This window comes from Bradyrhizobium sp. Ash2021 (genome assembly GCF_031202265.1).
GTDB lineage: Bacteria > Pseudomonadota > Alphaproteobacteria > Rhizobiales > Xanthobacteraceae > Bradyrhizobium.
The window spans coordinates 1,765,186-1,780,781 of sequence record NZ_CP100604.1 but is presented as its reverse complement, the minus strand read 5'-3'; the positions used below and the strand labels follow the sequence as shown (position 1 = coordinate 1,780,781).

At 60.3% G+C, this 15,596-nt stretch carries 14 protein-coding genes; 2 read left to right on the top strand and 12 right to left on the bottom strand.

Annotated features, from left to right (window positions below; all coding sequences use genetic code 11):
- Positions 1 to 233: 233 nt before the first annotated feature.
- The 11 genes from NL528_RS08485 to NL528_RS08435 form a co-directional block, all read right to left on the bottom strand.
- On the bottom strand, positions 234 to 482 hold the full coding sequence (locus NL528_RS08485; protein ID WP_309182255.1) for a hypothetical protein: 249 nt from the start codon (positions 480 to 482) through the stop codon (positions 234 to 236).
- Between the two features lie 302 nt (positions 483 to 784).
- Positions 785 to 1,735, bottom strand: coding sequence for a D-2-hydroxyacid dehydrogenase family protein (locus NL528_RS08480; protein WP_309182254.1), 951 nt, complete (start codon positions 1,733 to 1,735; stop codon positions 785 to 787).
- Between the two features lie 12 nt (positions 1,736 to 1,747).
- The gene (locus NL528_RS08475) at positions 1,748 to 2,575 is read right to left on the bottom strand and encodes an alpha/beta hydrolase (protein WP_309182253.1); all 828 of its coding nucleotides are present in this window, start codon (positions 2,573 to 2,575) and stop codon (positions 1,748 to 1,750) included.
- Positions 2,572 to 3,132, bottom strand: a complete 561-nt coding sequence (locus NL528_RS08470) for a 2,4'-dihydroxyacetophenone dioxygenase family protein (RefSeq protein WP_375143991.1) — start codon at positions 3,130 to 3,132, stop codon at positions 2,572 to 2,574. The genes NL528_RS08475 and NL528_RS08470 overlap by 4 nt, the downstream gene beginning before the upstream one ends.
- 44 nt (positions 3,133 to 3,176) lie before the next feature.
- Complete coding sequence (locus tag NL528_RS08465) at positions 3,177 to 3,881, bottom strand: glutathione binding-like protein (RefSeq protein ID WP_309182252.1); 705 nt, start codon at positions 3,879 to 3,881, stop codon at positions 3,177 to 3,179.
- Positions 3,882 to 3,950: 69 nt separating this feature from the next.
- Positions 3,951 to 4,526: a carboxymuconolactone decarboxylase family protein gene (locus NL528_RS08460; RefSeq protein WP_309182251.1), complete on the bottom strand. Its 576-nt coding sequence runs from the start codon at positions 4,524 to 4,526 to the stop codon at positions 3,951 to 3,953.
- Positions 4,527 to 4,683: 157 nt separating this feature from the next.
- Positions 4,684 to 6,897, bottom strand: a complete 2,214-nt coding sequence (locus NL528_RS08455; protein WP_309182250.1) for a xanthine dehydrogenase family protein molybdopterin-binding subunit — start codon at positions 6,895 to 6,897, stop codon at positions 4,684 to 4,686.
- Positions 6,894 to 7,889 carry a xanthine dehydrogenase family protein subunit M gene (locus NL528_RS08450; RefSeq protein ID WP_309182249.1) on the bottom strand — a complete coding sequence of 332 codons (996 nt, stop codon included), beginning with the start codon at positions 7,887 to 7,889 and terminating at the stop codon, positions 6,894 to 6,896. The genes NL528_RS08455 and NL528_RS08450 overlap by 4 nt, the downstream gene beginning before the upstream one ends.
- A 3-nt stretch (positions 7,890 to 7,892) precedes the next feature.
- Positions 7,893 to 8,486, bottom strand: coding sequence for a 2Fe-2S iron-sulfur cluster-binding protein (locus NL528_RS08445; protein WP_309182248.1), 594 nt, complete (start codon positions 8,484 to 8,486; stop codon positions 7,893 to 7,895).
- A gap of 438 nt (positions 8,487 to 8,924) precedes the next feature.
- On the bottom strand, positions 8,925 to 9,326 hold the full coding sequence (locus NL528_RS08440; RefSeq protein WP_309182247.1) for a nuclear transport factor 2 family protein: 402 nt from the start codon (positions 9,324 to 9,326) through the stop codon (positions 8,925 to 8,927).
- Between the two features lie 72 nt (positions 9,327 to 9,398).
- Positions 9,399 to 10,508: an alkene reductase gene (locus NL528_RS08435; protein ID WP_309182246.1), complete on the bottom strand. Its 1,110-nt coding sequence runs from the start codon at positions 10,506 to 10,508 to the stop codon at positions 9,399 to 9,401.
- Between the two features lie 308 nt (positions 10,509 to 10,816).
- On the opposite strand from NL528_RS08435, the gene NL528_RS08430 reads away from it, so the two are divergent.
- Positions 10,817 to 11,041 (top strand): hypothetical protein, encoded by a 225-nt coding sequence (locus NL528_RS08430; protein WP_309182245.1) that lies wholly within the window; start codon positions 10,817 to 10,819, stop codon positions 11,039 to 11,041.
- Positions 11,042 to 11,229: 188 nt separating this feature from the next.
- Here the strand turns inward: NL528_RS08430 and NL528_RS08425 are convergent, their stop codons facing one another.
- On the bottom strand, positions 11,230 to 14,088 hold the full coding sequence (locus NL528_RS08425) for a winged helix-turn-helix domain-containing protein (RefSeq protein WP_309182244.1): 2,859 nt from the start codon (positions 14,086 to 14,088) through the stop codon (positions 11,230 to 11,232).
- Positions 14,089 to 14,405: 317 nt separating this feature from the next.
- Between NL528_RS08425 and NL528_RS08420 the strand changes: the two genes are divergently transcribed.
- Positions 14,406 to 15,596 (top strand): thiolase family protein, encoded by a 1,191-nt coding sequence (locus tag NL528_RS08420; RefSeq protein ID WP_309182243.1) that lies wholly within the window; start codon positions 14,406 to 14,408, stop codon positions 15,594 to 15,596.

Here is a 15,596-nt window from a genome sequence, read left to right as displayed (position 1 = left end):
ACAGTGGCCGTCAGACTCCACGATAAAGGCACACCAGCGGACGTCCGAAAACTCGCGTTACGTTCTTCCGTCTCGATATGGTCGCTCGCGTTGTGCATGCGCGTTTCTCCTGAGATAGGTAATCTCGAAAGATTGCAAGGCGCAAGGTGGAGCGGTCGGCGCGAGAAAGCGAGTTAAACGTTCTAAAACGTTGTTAATCGTGTTGGGCAGTGCACGCACGACCGTGCGTAGCTTCAGAGAGAGGGAACCTGACGAGCCAAGCCAGAAACGATCGTCAGGACGAGGCCGCGCTGATGGAGGTTGCCCAGCGCCGCAGCAATGCTGATCGCAAGCTGCAAAAAGCGTCTGACCTCCATCGGTCTGGTTAAGTGCAGCTCGAGCGGCTCACCGCCGGGATCCTCGATCACCAACGTGATCTGACCGCCTTCGCGGATGAACTCGAGCGGTCGTGCTGCCCATTCCTCGTCCAGCCCGTCCTTCATTCCGCATTCGTGAGCGAGGCGATTGAGAGTGTCAGGCCTCGGGTGCCCGGCGGCAGACAACTCCGCCAGCGCGGCACTGCGGTTTCCGTCCGTACCTAGGCCCCATCTTCGGCAGAAGACGCGGTCCCCGCTCTCCCATACGACCTGGAAATTGTCGTCCCCGCCCCCGTTGAGTCAACTAAATTGGGCGGATTCAACTGCCGACTTCACTACTGCGGCGATCGACGCAGTGCGGGATTGGAGGATTCTGCGATCCTACCCGCCGGTTGGCTAGACCCAGCTTAACATGGCAAGTGTGCCACCTACGGTGCGGTTTGTTGAGCGCGATTGGCCTCGAGCCATTTTACGATGCTGGCCGCAGCATCGCCGTAGAAGGTCCGATAGAGATCTTCGCTGACGTAGCCGATGTGTGGCGTTGCGAGGATGTTCTCCAGCTTCCGGAAGGGATGATCGGGAGGCAGCGGCTCTACGTCGAATACGTCGATGGCCGCGCCGGCGATCCTTCGCGCCTGCAGCGCTTCGACCAGGGCCGCCTCATCGACGATCGGACCGCGTGACGTGTTCACGAATCTCGCCGTAGGCTTCATCAGAGCGAACTCGGGTGCACCGATCAGGCCCCTGGTGCGGCCGCTCAGGACAAGATGCACCGTGACGAGATCAGCTTCGCGGAACAAGGTCTGCTTGTCGACGAGAATTGCACCCATGGCGCTGGCCTTCTCCTCGGTCAGGTTCTGGCTCCAGGCGATCACCTTCATGCCGAAGGCGAGACCGATGCGCGCGATTTCCTGTCCGATGTTGCCTAGCCCGACGACCGCGAGGCTCTTTCCCCGCAGGTTCGAGCCGAGGCCGGTCTGCCACCCACCGGCCCTGAGCGAAGCAGCCTCCCGGTCGATGCGTCGCATGCAAGACAGGATCAGCGACCAGGTGAACTCGATGGTCGGGGTGGCATCGTAGCCCGTTGCGGTAACGGCGATGCCGAGATCGGCGGCGGCCTTCGTGTCGATGGAGGCGTTTCGCGGTCCGGTTGACGCTATCAGCTTGAGCTTCGGCAGCTGTCGCAGGGTCTCCTTCGCAAGCGGCGTGCGTTCGCGCATGACGCACACCACCTCGAACGGCCGCAGGCGTGCGACGACGGCGGCCGGATCAGCCAGATGATCGTTGAAGACCGTGATCTCCGCGCGCTGCCGCACAGCGGACCAGTCGGCGAGTTGCAGCGCGACGTTCTGATAGTCGTCGAGGATTGCCACCTTCATGGAAGTCCTCCGTCAACTGCGATCGGCGGTAAAGAACTCAGTCAACGCTCGGGCCACTGTCCTGGGGTCGTTCTCCATCGGAATGTGTCCGGCCGACTTGATCCGAACGAGCTTCGTGTCCGGAATCTCGCGGGCATAACGTTCGGCATAGTCGATCGTCTGGAATGGGTCATCCTCGCCCCACACCAGAAGCTTCGGCGTCTTGGACTGCAGAAGGGCCGGCAGCATCTCCATGGTGTGGCGGTGGTCGGCGGCGCCCGCGAGCGCCAGCCACGAGCGGGCAACCCGCGGATCCCGCCAGGGATCAAGATATTCGTTGAGCTCGGCTTCGCTTGCGGGACGACCAATCGCTTTCACAACGGACACACGGCGCGCGGCGAGAACGTCGTCCCGCGTTGTTGCGGCAGCCACTGCCGGATCCCGGAAGCGGGCAACGCCAGGCACCGGCCACGAGTCGTACATGATGCCGTTCACAACGGCTACCCGCGGCACCTCCACGGTTCCTGCGAGCGCGAGATGCTGTGCGACGCCTCCTCCGATGTCATGGCCAGCGACCATCACCGCCCCTTTATGCCCGAGCGCTGCGAGGAATCGCACTAGCCAGGCGGAGAGGTGCGGAACTGAAGCCTTGCTTACGGTGAGTTCGCCTCCGGAACAGCCGAAGCCGGGAAAATCGACCGCCACCGGCCGGAGACCAGCAGCGGCGATGCCTTCGAGGACGGGCTGCCAGACACGGCTCCAATAGGTGCCATGAAGCAGCAGCACCAAGGGGCCGCCCTCGCCAGCGGTGAGATAGCTGATCGGAACGCCGCTGACATCGACGGTCTCGCGCTTCGTCATCGGATGATCCTCTTCGCATGGTCCTTGCCGAGCCCGACGACTTCGTAGTGCTGCATGGCGTGTTCGAGCTTGGTGAAGACATCCTCGTATCCGAGCGCCTCGCCGTAAGGATCGACGTAGGTGTACCCGCCCGTCACGTGGAAGAGCGTGGCCATCTCCTTGACGTCGTCCGGAACGACGAGCGTGTGCGTCTCGCCGGGCGGCTCGAACGCATAGTCCCCAGGGGACGCTACCCAGTCGTGCTCGAGGTACCGCCAGCTTCCGCGCAACGTGAAGGCATGCACGGGTCCGGAATGTCTGTGGCGCGACAACACACCCGAGGACCGGACCCGAAGGATGTTGATGTAGTAGCCTTGGCTCACATTGAGCACGAGCGGCCTGAAGGCGACGGTCGGCGATTGCGGGACCCATTCCCGTTCATCCCCGTCAAGCTCCAGCGCAGAGCCAATGAATACATCCCCCACCATGCCGATGGGCTGCGGTTTCTGGTAAGCGATCTTGCTTTGATCGATGGGCCTGCTTCCAGACGCCTGCATGTTTTCCGACGAGGACTTCATCGCTGTTCTCCTTCCATCGCGTGAAACGACGTTCTATCCCTCCGTCAGGCCACCGACGCCGTGCTCGCTGTTTGCCCGAAAAGGATCTTCTTTCCCTCTTCCGTAACCGCAGGGCGGCTCGAGTATGGTTCGCCTTTTGCGTAGGCTCGTTGCGTGCCGGGGCGCTGGCGCACCGCATCGAACCAGCGCCGCAGGTTCGGGAAGTCGTCCAGATTCTGCTGCTGGCGCTTCCACGGAACGACCCATGGATAGGATGCCATGTCGGCGATGCTGTAGGTTTCGCCGACGATGAATGCGCGGTTTTCGAGGTGGCGATCGAGGATTCCGTAGAGACGGTTCGTCTCCTTGACGTAACGGTCGATCGCGTACGGGATCTTGGTCGGCGCGTAGACCCCGAAATGGTGGTTCTGTCCGGCCATCGGCCCTAAGCCACCGACCTGCCAGAACAGCCACTCCATCGCGGTCTTGCGGCCACGGGTATCCTTTGGAAGGAAGCGGCCGATCTTCTCGGCCAGATACAGCAGGATGGCGCCCGACTCGAACACGCTGATCGCCTTGCCTCCGTCGGCCGGCGCAGTGTCGATGATCGCCGGCATGCGATTATTCGGCGAGATGGCGAGAAAGTCGGGCCTGAACTGATCTCCGGCGCTGATGTCGACAGGATGGATCGCGTACTCCAGCCCAGCTTCTTCCAGGAACATCGTGATCTTGTGGCCGTTCGGCGTAGGCCAGTAGTAGAGCTCGATCATCTTCCGTCTCCTTGTATGCCAAGTTCGAAGGCCGCCCCGCGCAGCAGCGAGGGCGGCCTCGGTCGCGCATCAGGCGGCAGGCTTCAACTTACCTGGGGCAGTCCACTCAGCGCCCTTCATGAACGAGTCGTTCGGAGTCTCGGCGAGGTGGTTGGTATAGTTCGAGATCAGCTTGGTTGCGGCGAGAACGAGCACGTCGAGCACTGCACGATTGTCATAACCCGCGGCCTTGAAGGCAGCGACGTCGGTCTGGCTCACCACGCCACGCTGGCGAGTGACTTTTGCGGCGAACTGGCGCAGCGCCTCAAGTTTTGCGTCGGCGATGGGACGGCCTTCGCGGACAGCCGCGATGGCCGCGTTGTCGACCTTCGCCATACGCGAGAGATTTGTGTGACCCGCCATGCAATAGGTGCATTCGTTCTCGTAGATGATCGCAAGGTAAACAATGTTGCGCTCCTGCGGCGTGAAACTCGTCTTCTCAGCGATGCCCCAAAGTGTGCTGTAGGCCTCAAGCGCCGCCGGGCTCTGGGCGAGAACGCGGTGCAGATTGGGCACGAAGCCCCAGGCCTTCTGGACGTTGTTGAGAATCTCGGCAGATGGCGCCGGCGCCGTGTTCGCGTCGTAAAGTGTAAAGCCGTTTATCATTTCTCTTCTCCTTTTTTGAACATGGAACAACGTGGCCTCACAGTGAGCCTTTGCCCTACGCAACGGCAGACATGATGCGGAGATATGCTTCATTCCGGTTGGGAATAGACTTCCCCGCTTCGAGCAACGCCTGATTCCGTTGAACGAGAAAACTCTGCTATAGGAGCTTTTCTATCGTGATTGGCAGATCCCGTATGCGTTTGCCGATGGCGTGGTAAACAGCATTCGCTATCGCCGGTGCAACTGATACGGCTGTAAGCTCGCCGAGGCCTTTTGCGCCCAACGGACTTGCCTCCTCATCAAATTCGCCGACAAATAGGGTTTCTAGCTCTGGGATGTCGGCGTTCGTCGGCACGAGATAACCGGAATAGTTGCGATTGAGGAAACGCCCAAGCACCTGATCCATCTCAGACTGTTCCATAAGAGCCTGGCCTACTCCCCAGATGATTCCACCGATCGCTTGGCTGCGGGCTGTCTTTGGGTTGACAATGCGGCCGGCGTCGTATGCTCCGACAAGCCGATTCAGGCGCACCACGCCGAGCTCTGGATCGACCCGAACCTCTGCAAAAACCGCGGCAAAGCTGAAGATCGCCTTCGGCCCATTTGCCTCCTCGACCGGATCGTACTTGCCCTCCCCGACCAGTTCGGAGAGACCGCTGCGCGCTAGGAGTTCGGCGTAGCTTACTTTTACGTTTCTTGCCGCGGCTGAAATGAACCCATCTGCCAGCGTGACCTCCTTGGCGACTGCGCCCGCCAACGGAGCATCGCGACCACTCAGCGCCAGTTCGATCGCTTTATTGCGCGCAGCCTGCGCCGCCAGCATGACGGATGCCCCTGCATTCGCCATCGTGGCGGAGCCGATGGACGCGTGTGAGGCGGGCAATCTGGTATCCCCGAGTCGCACGGATACTTTGTCAAGCGATATGCCTAATCCATCGGCCGCGATCTGTCTCATTACCGTGTAAGTCCCCGTTCCCAGATCGTGGGATCCGGTTTCGACCAAAGCCGTGCCGTCGGCGAGGATGATCACTCGCGCCTCTGCCGGCCAGCGCCAGTGCGTGTAGATAGCACCGGCCATCCCCTGGCCGATCAGATGACGACCATCTCGCATCGAACGCGGCTTGGGCGAGCGCTTGTCCCAACCGAACCGCGCAGCACCCTCCATCAAGCACTCCCGCATCGCGCGACTGGAGTACGGACGGCCGCTATGAGGGTCAAGCTCCGCATCGTTGACTAATCTCAACGCGACAGGATCCACACCGCTCGCGTAGGCAAGCTCGTCCATGGCGCTTTCCAGCGCAAAATGGCCCAATGCCTCGTGCGGAGAGCGCATCGCAGTCGGCGTGTTGCGGTTTGCGTGGACAATCTTGTGGTTGGTTGAAATGCCACCACTCACTGCCCATAGCGACCTTGTCGACAGGGCCGCGTATTCTATGTAGTCATCGAAGACGGAAGTAGCGGAGACGCTCTCGTGGCGAATGCCAGTAAGTTTTCCGTTCTCGCGAGCGCCGACTGCTATGGTCTGCACCGTCGCCGACTGATGGCCGACCATCGAATACATTTGCGCCCGGGTCAACTGTAGGCGCACTGGTCGGTCTACCGCTTTCGCGGCAAGTGCAGTCAGCAGCGTGTGGGGCCAGACGTATGCCTTGCCGCCGAAACCGCCTCCGATAAACTGGCTTACGACAATGATCTTCTCGAGCGGCATCCCGAGCACGATCGATATGAGCTCGCGAGCCCCGAAAATATGTTGGGTCGTTTCATACAATGTGAGTGTACCGTCGCTTGCCCACACCGCAGTCGTGGCGTGCGGCTCCATCTGGTTGTGATGTCGGTCGGACGTGGTGTAGGTCTGCTCGAGTCGAATAGAGCCGTCGGCGATTCCTTTCTCAGCGTTTCCGACGGACGATGAGACCGGCCAAAGGAATTGTGGCGGGTCCACGGCCTCCTTGACCATCTTGGGGCCGAAGAGAACTGGGTCGCGTGTCTCGTAGCTCACCTCAATGAGTGTTCCAGCGTGCGCGGCTTGGTCAAGCGTTTCGGCAATGATCAATGCGATTGGCTGGCCGGCGTAGTGGATATTGTCATCCTGGAGGGGAAGATAGGACTGGCCATGGGGATGGAGGTGGCTCCACGGTCGCGGCGTCGATTTCATGCGCGGCATGTTGCGGTAAGTGAAGACTGCTACCACACCCGGAGCCCTTTCGGCTGCTGCGGTATCGATGGACACGGCGCGCCCGTTTGCGATCGTGCTCTGGACGATTGCGCCATGCGTGGCGCCGGGGAGGAAGATATCGGCGGTGTAGGCGGCCGCTCCGGTGACCTTGAGGCGTCCGTCATAACGCGAGACTGGCTGTCCGATGGTGGTCATGCGCGCGCTCCTGCGGTTTGCAGCGCGCGCAGAGCGACGCGCTGCGCAAGTTCGATCTTGAAAGCGTTGTGGGCATGGGGACGGACGTCGGCAAAGGACGTGGCGATGGCAGCTCTCAGCTTATCGGTTTCATCCAACGCAATCCCGCCCAATGCTTCTTCCGCTGCAGCGAGCCGCCACGGCCTGGGAGCAACTCCACCCATCGCCAACCGAACAGAGCGAATGCGTTTGTCATCCGTGGCTACCGCAGCCGCCGCAGATACGAGCGCGAACTCATACGACTGACGGTCGCGAAGTTTCAGGTAATGCGAGGCTCGACCCTCGGGCCTGCCTGGCACCTCGATCGCAAGAATCAAATCGCCGCGCTCGAGCACGTTATCCCGCTCTGGCGTGTTGCCCGGCAGGCAATGGAAGTCTGTAAACGGAATAGATCGCTCCCCCGACCGCCCACGAATCAGGACGATCGCGTCCATGGCCGCGAATGCGACGGCCACGTCAGAGGGGTGGGTGGCGATGCAGGCATCGGACCATCCGAAAATTGCATGATTGCGATTGACACCGTGGAGAGCCGAACAACCTGAGTTCGGCTGCCTCTTGTTGCAGGGGGGACGATCCTCATCACGAAAGTAAGCGCAACGAGTCCGCTGCATGATGTTGCCGCCAATCGACGCCATGTTCCGGAGCTGACCCGAGGCCGCGAACAGGAGCCCTTCGGCAACCACCGGAAATCGCCTCCGTACCTCCATGTTCGCCGCGACGTCGCTCATGCGAGCCAATGCGCCGATACGGATGCCCCCTCCCGGCAGCGGCTCGATCAGCGAGAGGTCCGACAAGCCATTGATGTCCATCACGCAGTCGGGGAGCGTCAGGCGATCTTTCATCAGGCCAATCAGGTCCGTACCTCCGGCAATGAACGCCAGCCCAGGATGGCCAGCATGCGCGGCAATTGCGGTCGCCGCATCGGGTGCATACGAAAGGCTGAAGGGGTGCATGGCTCAATTCCTTGCCGCCGCTTCCACGGCAACCACAATATGCGGGTAGCACGCACAACGGCACAGATTTCCGCTCATTCGCTCGCGGATCTCCTGGAGCGAAAAATTGCTCATAGTAAACGGCTTGGCGACATCTTGTGTAGCGGCACTTGGCCATCCCGCTTTTGCTTCTTCAATCATGGCCACGGCCGACATGATCTGCCCCGCGGTACAGAAGCCACATTGGAACGCATCATGTTCTATGAAGGCCGCCTGCGCCGGGTGAAGCTCTCCGTTTAGCTCCAATCCCTCGACCGTGGTGATACGTTTGCCTTCTTGCATTGCGGCCAAACACATACAAGAGAGCACGCGGCGGCCATCCACGTGCACCGTACATGCTCCACATTCTCCGCGGTCACAGCCCTTCTTCGTCCCGGTTAACGACAACGCTCCGCGCAGGGCGTCGAGAAGTGTCGTCCTCGGCTCGACAAGTGCGGTGCAGTCCCGGCCGTTGACCGTTAAACGCACCGGTCTCACGGCAAACGCTTCGTTTCCTGCTGGCGACGAATCTTTGGCGACGTGTTGACCGGCAGGAGTGATCGTGTCGGACTTGCTCATGCTACATTCCTCTCAATTGCACGCCCGTTCCTATCATCGCGCGGCGTCCGAGCTCGTTCGAACTCCATATCCGAGGCGTTCGCGAGCGTTCTGCATGACCTGCAGTGGCTGACGAAGATCGTGACTGATTACGGCAAGCAGCACCGCTTCGAAATTCGTGACCTTCTGCGGCCTCGGGGCCGCCGCCGTCATGCTACGAGTTGCGGCCCGCGTTCCGATGCGGAATCCTTGTTTACCTTCCGCAGCCCCGACCTGGCTTCTCGTCTTTCACATGTGCGTTCTCCTCTAGGGCAGGTCCGAAGAACACGCCGCAGGGACTAACGTCGCGCGACTTCACCTCCGTGGCGAGTTAAACGTTCTAAGATTTTGTAAATCCTGACGCGTACGCTGAAGCCATGTACTTGGAACCCGGCCGGCGGAGGTCGGGTCAATCAAACGTCAAATGTCGCGACGATTGCGCAAGATGATCAGCTGGACGATGAGATCATCGTGAGGCATAAAATAGAAGGCCAGGACAAGCGGCTCCGGCAAACCACGCTTATCAAAATTTCCATCAATTTCGCCAGTAACAACGAAGCTATCGTAATGCTCCACCACTCTTGTGACCGCGATCGTCAGTCTTTCGCCGATAATGTCCCGCTCTGCCCAGCGTCTGATGGCCGCTTTGCCCCAGTAATCAAGTAGTTGATCGTTGACAAGCGCATCGTCAGCAAAGGTGACCATAAGTCGATCCAAATCGAAGTTGTTTGTCGCCTCGACGAAGGCAGCAACCAATGGAGGGAGCTCGATTGGAGGCTCGCTGGACGATGAAGGATGGCTCGGCATGTTTTTCACAATCATCAGGATAGGGCACTTTCAGGCCGTACGATGCGACGGGCCGGCCGTGCGGCGCCCCACCGCTTCAGTGCAGAACTAGAGCTCTGACGGCGATATCTCGGCGTGCCTCGGATAGTCGATATAGCCTCGCCTGTCGCCGCCGTAGAACGTCGACCGGTCATAGTGGTTTAAAGGCAACTTATGCCGCAGCCGTTCGGGAAGATCCGGATTTGCGATAAAGTGGCGGCCGAACGCGACGAGGTCCGCGTCGCCGGCCGCGATAATGGCCGCGGCGCTCTCACCGTTAAATCCGCCGGCAGCGATCAAGGTGCGGCTGAATTTCCCCCGCAGTTGTTGCGCGGCAACCGGGGCCTGCCCCTTGGCAATCTCCTCGATGCCCTTGATGCGCGGCTCGATCACGTGAAGATAGGCGACGCCCAAGTGATCAAGCTGGCCTGCCACATAGCCGAAAGTCGCGGCCGGATCGCTGTCCGACATCGAGCCATAGGTGCTGCTCGGCGAGAGCCGCACGCCCACGCGATCGGCTCCCCAGACCGAAATCGCGACCCGGCTGATCTCCAGAAGGAAGCGCGCGCGGTTTTCGATGCGACCACCGTATTCATCCGTGCGCTTGTTGGTGCCGTCCTCGAGGAACTGATCGGGCAGATAGCCGTTCGCGCCGTGAATCTCGACACCATCGAAACCTGCGCTCAATGCGCGCTCGGCACCAGCACGAAACTCCTCGACAATCCCCGGAATCTCCTCCAAAGCAAGCGCGCGCGGCATCGAAAACGGCACTTCTCCTTCTTTGGTGTAGGCATAACCTTCCGCCGCGATCGCGGACGGCGCAACCGGCGCCTCGCCATTGGGCTGTAGGTCGGTATGCGATTGGCGGCCGACATGCCATAGCTGCAGGAACATCCGGCCGCCCTTGGCATGAACCGCATCGGTGACGCGGCGCCATCCCTCGATCTGACTATCCGAGTAAATACCTGGCGCGCCGGCATAGCCATAGCCACGGATCGAGATCGGCGTCGCCTCCGATATGATGAGCCCACCTTCTGATACGCGCTGGGAATAATATTCGACCATCAGGTCGCTCGGAATGTCGCCTGGATCGGAGCGCATCCGCGTCAGCGGCGCCATCACGACGCGATGGGAAAGTTGATAGGGGCCAATCCTGGCCGCCGAGAACAGCATGCTCATAGTTTGCTCCCTGTCGGTTTGAGCGACACGGCGGATGGTCGCCATTTCACGGCATCAGCCGCGTCCGGGAGTAGCGCGACGGGATCGAGCCGTGCTTTTTCGTGAATACGGTCCGCGTCGTGCTGGCGATGGCTTGGCAGTCCTCATTACGTCTCTCCGTCCCGACACGGCCGCTGGCGTCCCGCATGGGTATTCTTCTCGCAGATGAGGAGCCGGTAATAACCCGATTGCTCGCTTAAACGTCGCGCAATTCTCCTGCGAAGGCGAGTTAAACGTTCTAAGAAACTGTTAAACGTGGAGACGCCGAGATGACCTTGGACGGGAAACGTCGCCCGCAGGATATCGCGGCGGCTGCGCAGAATGATCAATTGGACGATGAGTTCATCGTCCAGCACGAAATAAAAGGTCAAGGCAAGGGAGTTCGACAGACCATGCTACTCATCGTTGGCGGTAACGATGAAACTGCTGTGGCGCCTCACGACGTGCGCGACAGCGATCGTCGGTTGCTCACCAATGAGGGGGTCCGTCCCTGATAACCGATCTTGCCTCGGTAATCACGAAGCTCATTGCTGACGAGCACGGCACAGGCGAAGTGGCCATCGTCCGGTCGAAGGCGTTCGTGGTGTCTTGAAATTCGGCAAAAAGCCGAAGATCCAGCAGATCCCTAAGCGGCTCCGCTGTATGGACAAGGACGTTATCGAGACTCTCCGCCCGTCTAAAATTATGGGTGCGGCTCTTCAAGGAGCCCAAGCGCCGCCCTGAGATCCGCGGTCTCGAAACCTTCCGTGAAACGTTCGAATACACTTGCCAGGCATCGACGAGCTTCGGCCAGCTTGCCTTCACGCTGCAGCAGGCTGGCAAGTGTCATCGCCGACCTGAGTTCAAGGCTGAGCGCATGTTGTGCCTGCGCCTTTGCTATCGAGTCCTTCAAACAACTCCTAGCGGCCTTATGGTCCTTGCGCGCTGCGAGGATTTGCGCCTTGATTCGCAGCAGTTCTGGTACGTCAAATTCGGCACCTGTATCCGTCGACCGGGCAATTGCGTCATTAACCGTTGCGAGCGCTTCTGTTAACCGCCCGACCTTTCGAAGCCCGTCTGCGAGCGCGCCCATGAGGGTGGTACGAATCACATTATACTGTTCAATCTGCATAAGCTCCAAAGCTTCCCTCAACGACTCTATTCCTGCCGGCACCTCATTTCTCGCGATCTGCAGTTCTCCCTTGAATCCGATGCCCGCGGCCCGATAGGGTGCTAAAGAGTGTCGTCCAGCGAAAGCTATCAACTGTTCCACCAACTCCCAAGCCGTCGTGAGATTCCCGGTCCAAAAAACAACCGAACCGCCATAGAGAAGGGACGTACAAACGGATACGGGATGGCTTCCGCCGCGGCTCATCTCATCGATTGCATCTTGCGCCATTGTCATGGCCCGATCAGGAAACCCGCGCAGCCACAAGACTCGGGCGAGAGCCACCTTGGCCCCTATGCGATTGACGCTCCCGAAGTAGTTGGCATGGTGTGAACCGCTTTCGGCAGCAAAAGACATTCCATTTTCGAGGTGAAACTGAGCAGCGACTTGATCTCCACTCAAGTAATAGGAGACACCCGTCATCCAATCGGCCCAGATAAGGCCAGCGGGGTCCGAAATTGCTTGTGCTACGCTCTTTCCTTTGTCGACAGCCGCTCTGGCGCCGCGAAGATCACCTTGTCGGACGAGAAGCAAATTCAAGCTCGCCAAGAGCTGCAATTGGCGCGACCTGTCCTCGAGCGCTTCGGCAAGCGCGAGCCCACGCTCGATTGCCGTGCGAACGTTGGGGTCATTTCCGCGCGTGTGCATCGACGCGAGTGCCAGCGATTCCTGGAGGATCATCTCCGTTCTGGTAGAGTTGCCGGCATCGTCGAGAGCCGCCAGAGCGCTTTCGCAAAAGCGCCTGCACTCTTCCAGCAGAGACAGGCCCAGCAGCAGCGGCGCCGATTGCGCGACGAGAGCCACTCCAAAGGTGGGATCGTCACGATCGGACAATGCCCACTCCAGCGCCGCACGCACGTTTCCTATATGCGGAGCGTATTTTGAAAGATTGTTTTTGCCGATCCTTGAGCGCGTGATGTCATCGCTTTGGAGAAAGGCGGAATAGAACTCTGCATGCCGCCGGGCGACGCGAGCTTCCTCCCCTCGATCGGCAAGCTTTCCTCTCGCGTAGGCGCGCGTCGTGTCGAGCAAGCGATAGTATGTCGAGCCGGATATCCAGCTTGTGGAGATCAGCGACTTCGCGAGCAGGCTGTCGAGAGCATCTGTAGTGCTCGCCTCTTCGCCCAGCGTTTCGGACGCGACAGAGCGGGCCGCCTCGATCGTGAAATCGCCCACGAATACCGAGAGCCTGCTAAGAACGGTCCTCTCCAGCTCGGGCAGTAGATTGTAACTCCAATCGAGCATAGCGTTCAGGGTCTGGTGTCTGGGCAGCGCGGTCCTGCGTCCATGCCAGAGCAGGCTGAAGCGATTATCAAGCAGCTCCGCGATTCCGCGAATCCCAATAGAACCGGCACGACTGGCGGCGAGTTCGATCGCGAGCGCGATACCATCAAGTCGACGACAGATCGTAGCGACAATCGGCGCTTCAATGTCGCTCAGACCTGCTCCGTGGCCACCAGCTGCGGCCCGTTCCATGAATATCTGAGCAGCCGGATAGCTCAGCACTTCCGTGGCGGTAAGATCGGCATGCCCGGGCGGACAAGCAAGGGAATACAAAAGGTGGACGTGTTCACCTTCGACACGCAGCGACTCGCGGCTGGTCGCGAGGATATGCGCTTGCGGTGCCTCGCTGACGACCCGTTCGGCCAACTCAGCTGCCGAATCGATCACGTGCTCACAGTTGTCGAGGATCAGGAGGACCTTCTTGTCACCTATAAAGGCCACAAGGCTCCCGAATGGATCATGAGCTTGGATCATGAAGCCAAGCGCTGAAGCGACTGCCGTGGGAACGAGCCGGGGATTCGTCAATAAACTCAGATCGACGAAGGAGACGGCGCCGCCGAAGCCGTTCAGCAATGCATGCGCGACCGAAATCGCGACCGTGGTCTTGCCTATGCCGCCCGGACCGACGATGCTCACGAAGCGCTCTGCAGCGAGCTGCTCCGATACGGCTCGAACAGCTTCTTCTCGACCGACCATCCGCGCCAATCGCGGCGGCAGCTTTCTGAGCTGCTCACCGTCCGAACTTCCTTCCGCGACCGTCAGCCGCCCGGTCGAACGCGAAACGGGCGCGACGAAGCAATAGCCGCGACCTGTAACATTCGAAATGTAACGAGCGCCGTGCTCTCCATCGCTCAGCGCTTTCCGGAGGGTGGCAATCTGAACACGGAGATTGGACTCGTCCACAGTAACATTCGGCCACGCTAAGGAAATTAGCTCGCTGTAGCTGACGACCTCGCCAGCCCGCTCCGTCAAGACGATCAGGACGTCGAGCGCGCGCCCTCCCAGCGGTATCGTTTCAGCTGCCCTCTTCAGCATCCTGCCGGCCAGTAACAGACTGAACGGGCCAAAGGAAAGCACGTCCCCGGGCTGAACATTGCGAAGACCGTTCATACAAGCATTCCCGCTGTTGGCTCGGCATCGTGGATCGACATGGGAAGCCGCCCGCGCAGAACCCGCTTCATTCTACTGCCCGATGCCCACTCTGGGCCAGCCGGGTTGGCTGCATCTTCATGGAATCCGAGCACACTCCACGAAAGGCCAAAAGCGCAATCGAAACAAAGACATAGCATGGATGGTATCCCCTCCTTCCCTAACCGCATATTCCGCGCAGGAATAAGCTTTATTACGATGACCGCTCTGCCCGAATCCTTCCATGCACGACAGCTAGGTTCTCACTTGCTGTGCGTCTTTTCGGCGGAGGTCTTTCCATGACATCGAAGCACTCGGTAGTGATCGTTGAGCCTGTTCGAACGGCCGTCGGAACATTCGGCGGTACGTTGAAGGATATTCCTGCCGTCGAACTGGGCGCGGCGGCCATCAATGCCGCTCTTCATCGATCCAACCTGCGGCCTGACGAGCTCGGCACGGTCGTCATGGGAAACACGGTGCAGGCCGGCAACAAGATGAATCCCGCGCGCCAGGCAGCGATCCACGGGGGACTTCCGGTCCAGGTACCTGCCATGACGGTGAATCGCGTCTGCGGCTCCGGCGCACAGGCAATCGTTTCCGCAGCACACGAAATCCTGATGGGTTCGGTGGATGCAGCCGTCGCCGGCGGCATGGAGAACATGGACACAGCTCCCTACCTGGTCGCGCGCGGCCGATGGGGCCACCGCTTGGGCGACGGCAGCCTCTACGACAGCGTGTTGCGCGACGGCCTCAACGATGCCTTCTCTGACGCGCACTCGGGCTGGCATACGGAAGACCTGGTCACAAAGTTTCAGATCAGCCGCGCAAAGCAAGACGAATGGGCCCAGCGTTCGCATACGCGCTTTTCCGCCGCGCAGAGCGCCGGCAAATTCGAGGGCGAGATCGTGCCCGTCGACGTTCGCGCCCGAAAGGGACCGAGCACGTTCCAGGTCGATGAGCATAACCGCCCGGACGCGACGATCGAGGCGCTGGCCAAGCTGAAGCCGGCTTTCCGCGATGGCGGCACGATCACCGCGGGCAATGCCCCCGGCTTGAACACCGCCGCAGCGGCGATGGTGCTGGCGGGAGAGGATTGGGCCGCCAAACGCGGTCTGGCGCCGATTGCCAAGCTCGTGTCCTACGGCATCGCGGCGGTCGAGCCGGGCATGTTCGGCCTCGGCCCGATCCCCGCTGTCAGACAGGCGCTGGCGCGCGCCGGCTGGAGTAATGTTGACGTCGATCGCATCGAGATCAACGAAGCGTTTGCCGCCATAGCCCTTGCGGTCATGCAGGAACTCAAGCTGCCGCCCGAGATCGTGAATGTCGAGGGCGGCGCCATCGCACACGGCCATCCAATCGGCGCGACCGGCGCCGTGCTGACCACCCGTCTCCTCCATTCGATGCGCCGGGACGGTCTCAAGAGGGGTATTGTCACGATGTGCATTGGCGGCGGCCAGGGGATCGCCCTGGCCCTCGAGATGATCGGTTGA

What these genes read in the sequence shown, in the direction of transcription:
- NL528_RS08485 (WP_309182255.1), bottom strand. Translation starts at nt 482, where the DNA reads ATGAAGGACGGGCTGGACGAGGAATGGGCAGCACGACCGCTCGAGTTC.
- NL528_RS08480 (WP_309182254.1), bottom strand. Translation starts at nt 1,735, where the DNA reads ATGAAGGTGGCAATCCTCGACGACTATCAGAACGTCGCGCTGCAACTC.
- NL528_RS08475 (WP_309182253.1), bottom strand. Translation starts at nt 2,575, where the DNA reads ATGACGAAGCGCGAGACCGTCGATGTCAGCGGCGTTCCGATCAGCTAT.
- NL528_RS08470 (WP_375143991.1), bottom strand. Translation starts at nt 3,132, where the DNA reads ATGAAGTCCTCGTCGGAAAACATGCAGGCGTCTGGAAGCAGGCCCATC.
- NL528_RS08465 (WP_309182252.1), bottom strand. Translation starts at nt 3,881, where the DNA reads ATGATCGAGCTCTACTACTGGCCTACGCCGAACGGCCACAAGATCACG.
- NL528_RS08460 (WP_309182251.1), bottom strand. Translation starts at nt 4,526, where the DNA reads ATGATAAACGGCTTTACACTTTACGACGCGAACACGGCGCCGGCGCCA.
- NL528_RS08455 (WP_309182250.1), bottom strand. Translation starts at nt 6,897, where the DNA reads ATGACCACCATCGGACAGCCAGTCTCGCGTTATGACGGACGCCTCAAG.
- NL528_RS08450 (WP_309182249.1), bottom strand. Translation starts at nt 7,889, where the DNA reads ATGCACCCCTTCAGCCTTTCGTATGCACCCGATGCGGCGACCGCAATT.
- NL528_RS08445 (WP_309182248.1), bottom strand. Translation starts at nt 8,486, where the DNA reads ATGAGCAAGTCCGACACGATCACTCCTGCCGGTCAACACGTCGCCAAA.
- NL528_RS08440 (WP_309182247.1), bottom strand. Translation starts at nt 9,326, where the DNA reads ATGATTGTGAAAAACATGCCGAGCCATCCTTCATCGTCCAGCGAGCCT.
- NL528_RS08435 (WP_309182246.1), bottom strand. Translation starts at nt 10,508, where the DNA reads ATGAGCATGCTGTTCTCGGCGGCCAGGATTGGCCCCTATCAACTTTCC.
- NL528_RS08430 (WP_309182245.1), top strand. Translation starts at nt 10,817, where the DNA reads ATGACCTTGGACGGGAAACGTCGCCCGCAGGATATCGCGGCGGCTGCG.
- NL528_RS08425 (WP_309182244.1), bottom strand. Translation starts at nt 14,088, where the DNA reads ATGAACGGTCTTCGCAATGTTCAGCCCGGGGACGTGCTTTCCTTTGGC.
- NL528_RS08420 (WP_309182243.1), top strand. Translation starts at nt 14,406, where the DNA reads ATGACATCGAAGCACTCGGTAGTGATCGTTGAGCCTGTTCGAACGGCC.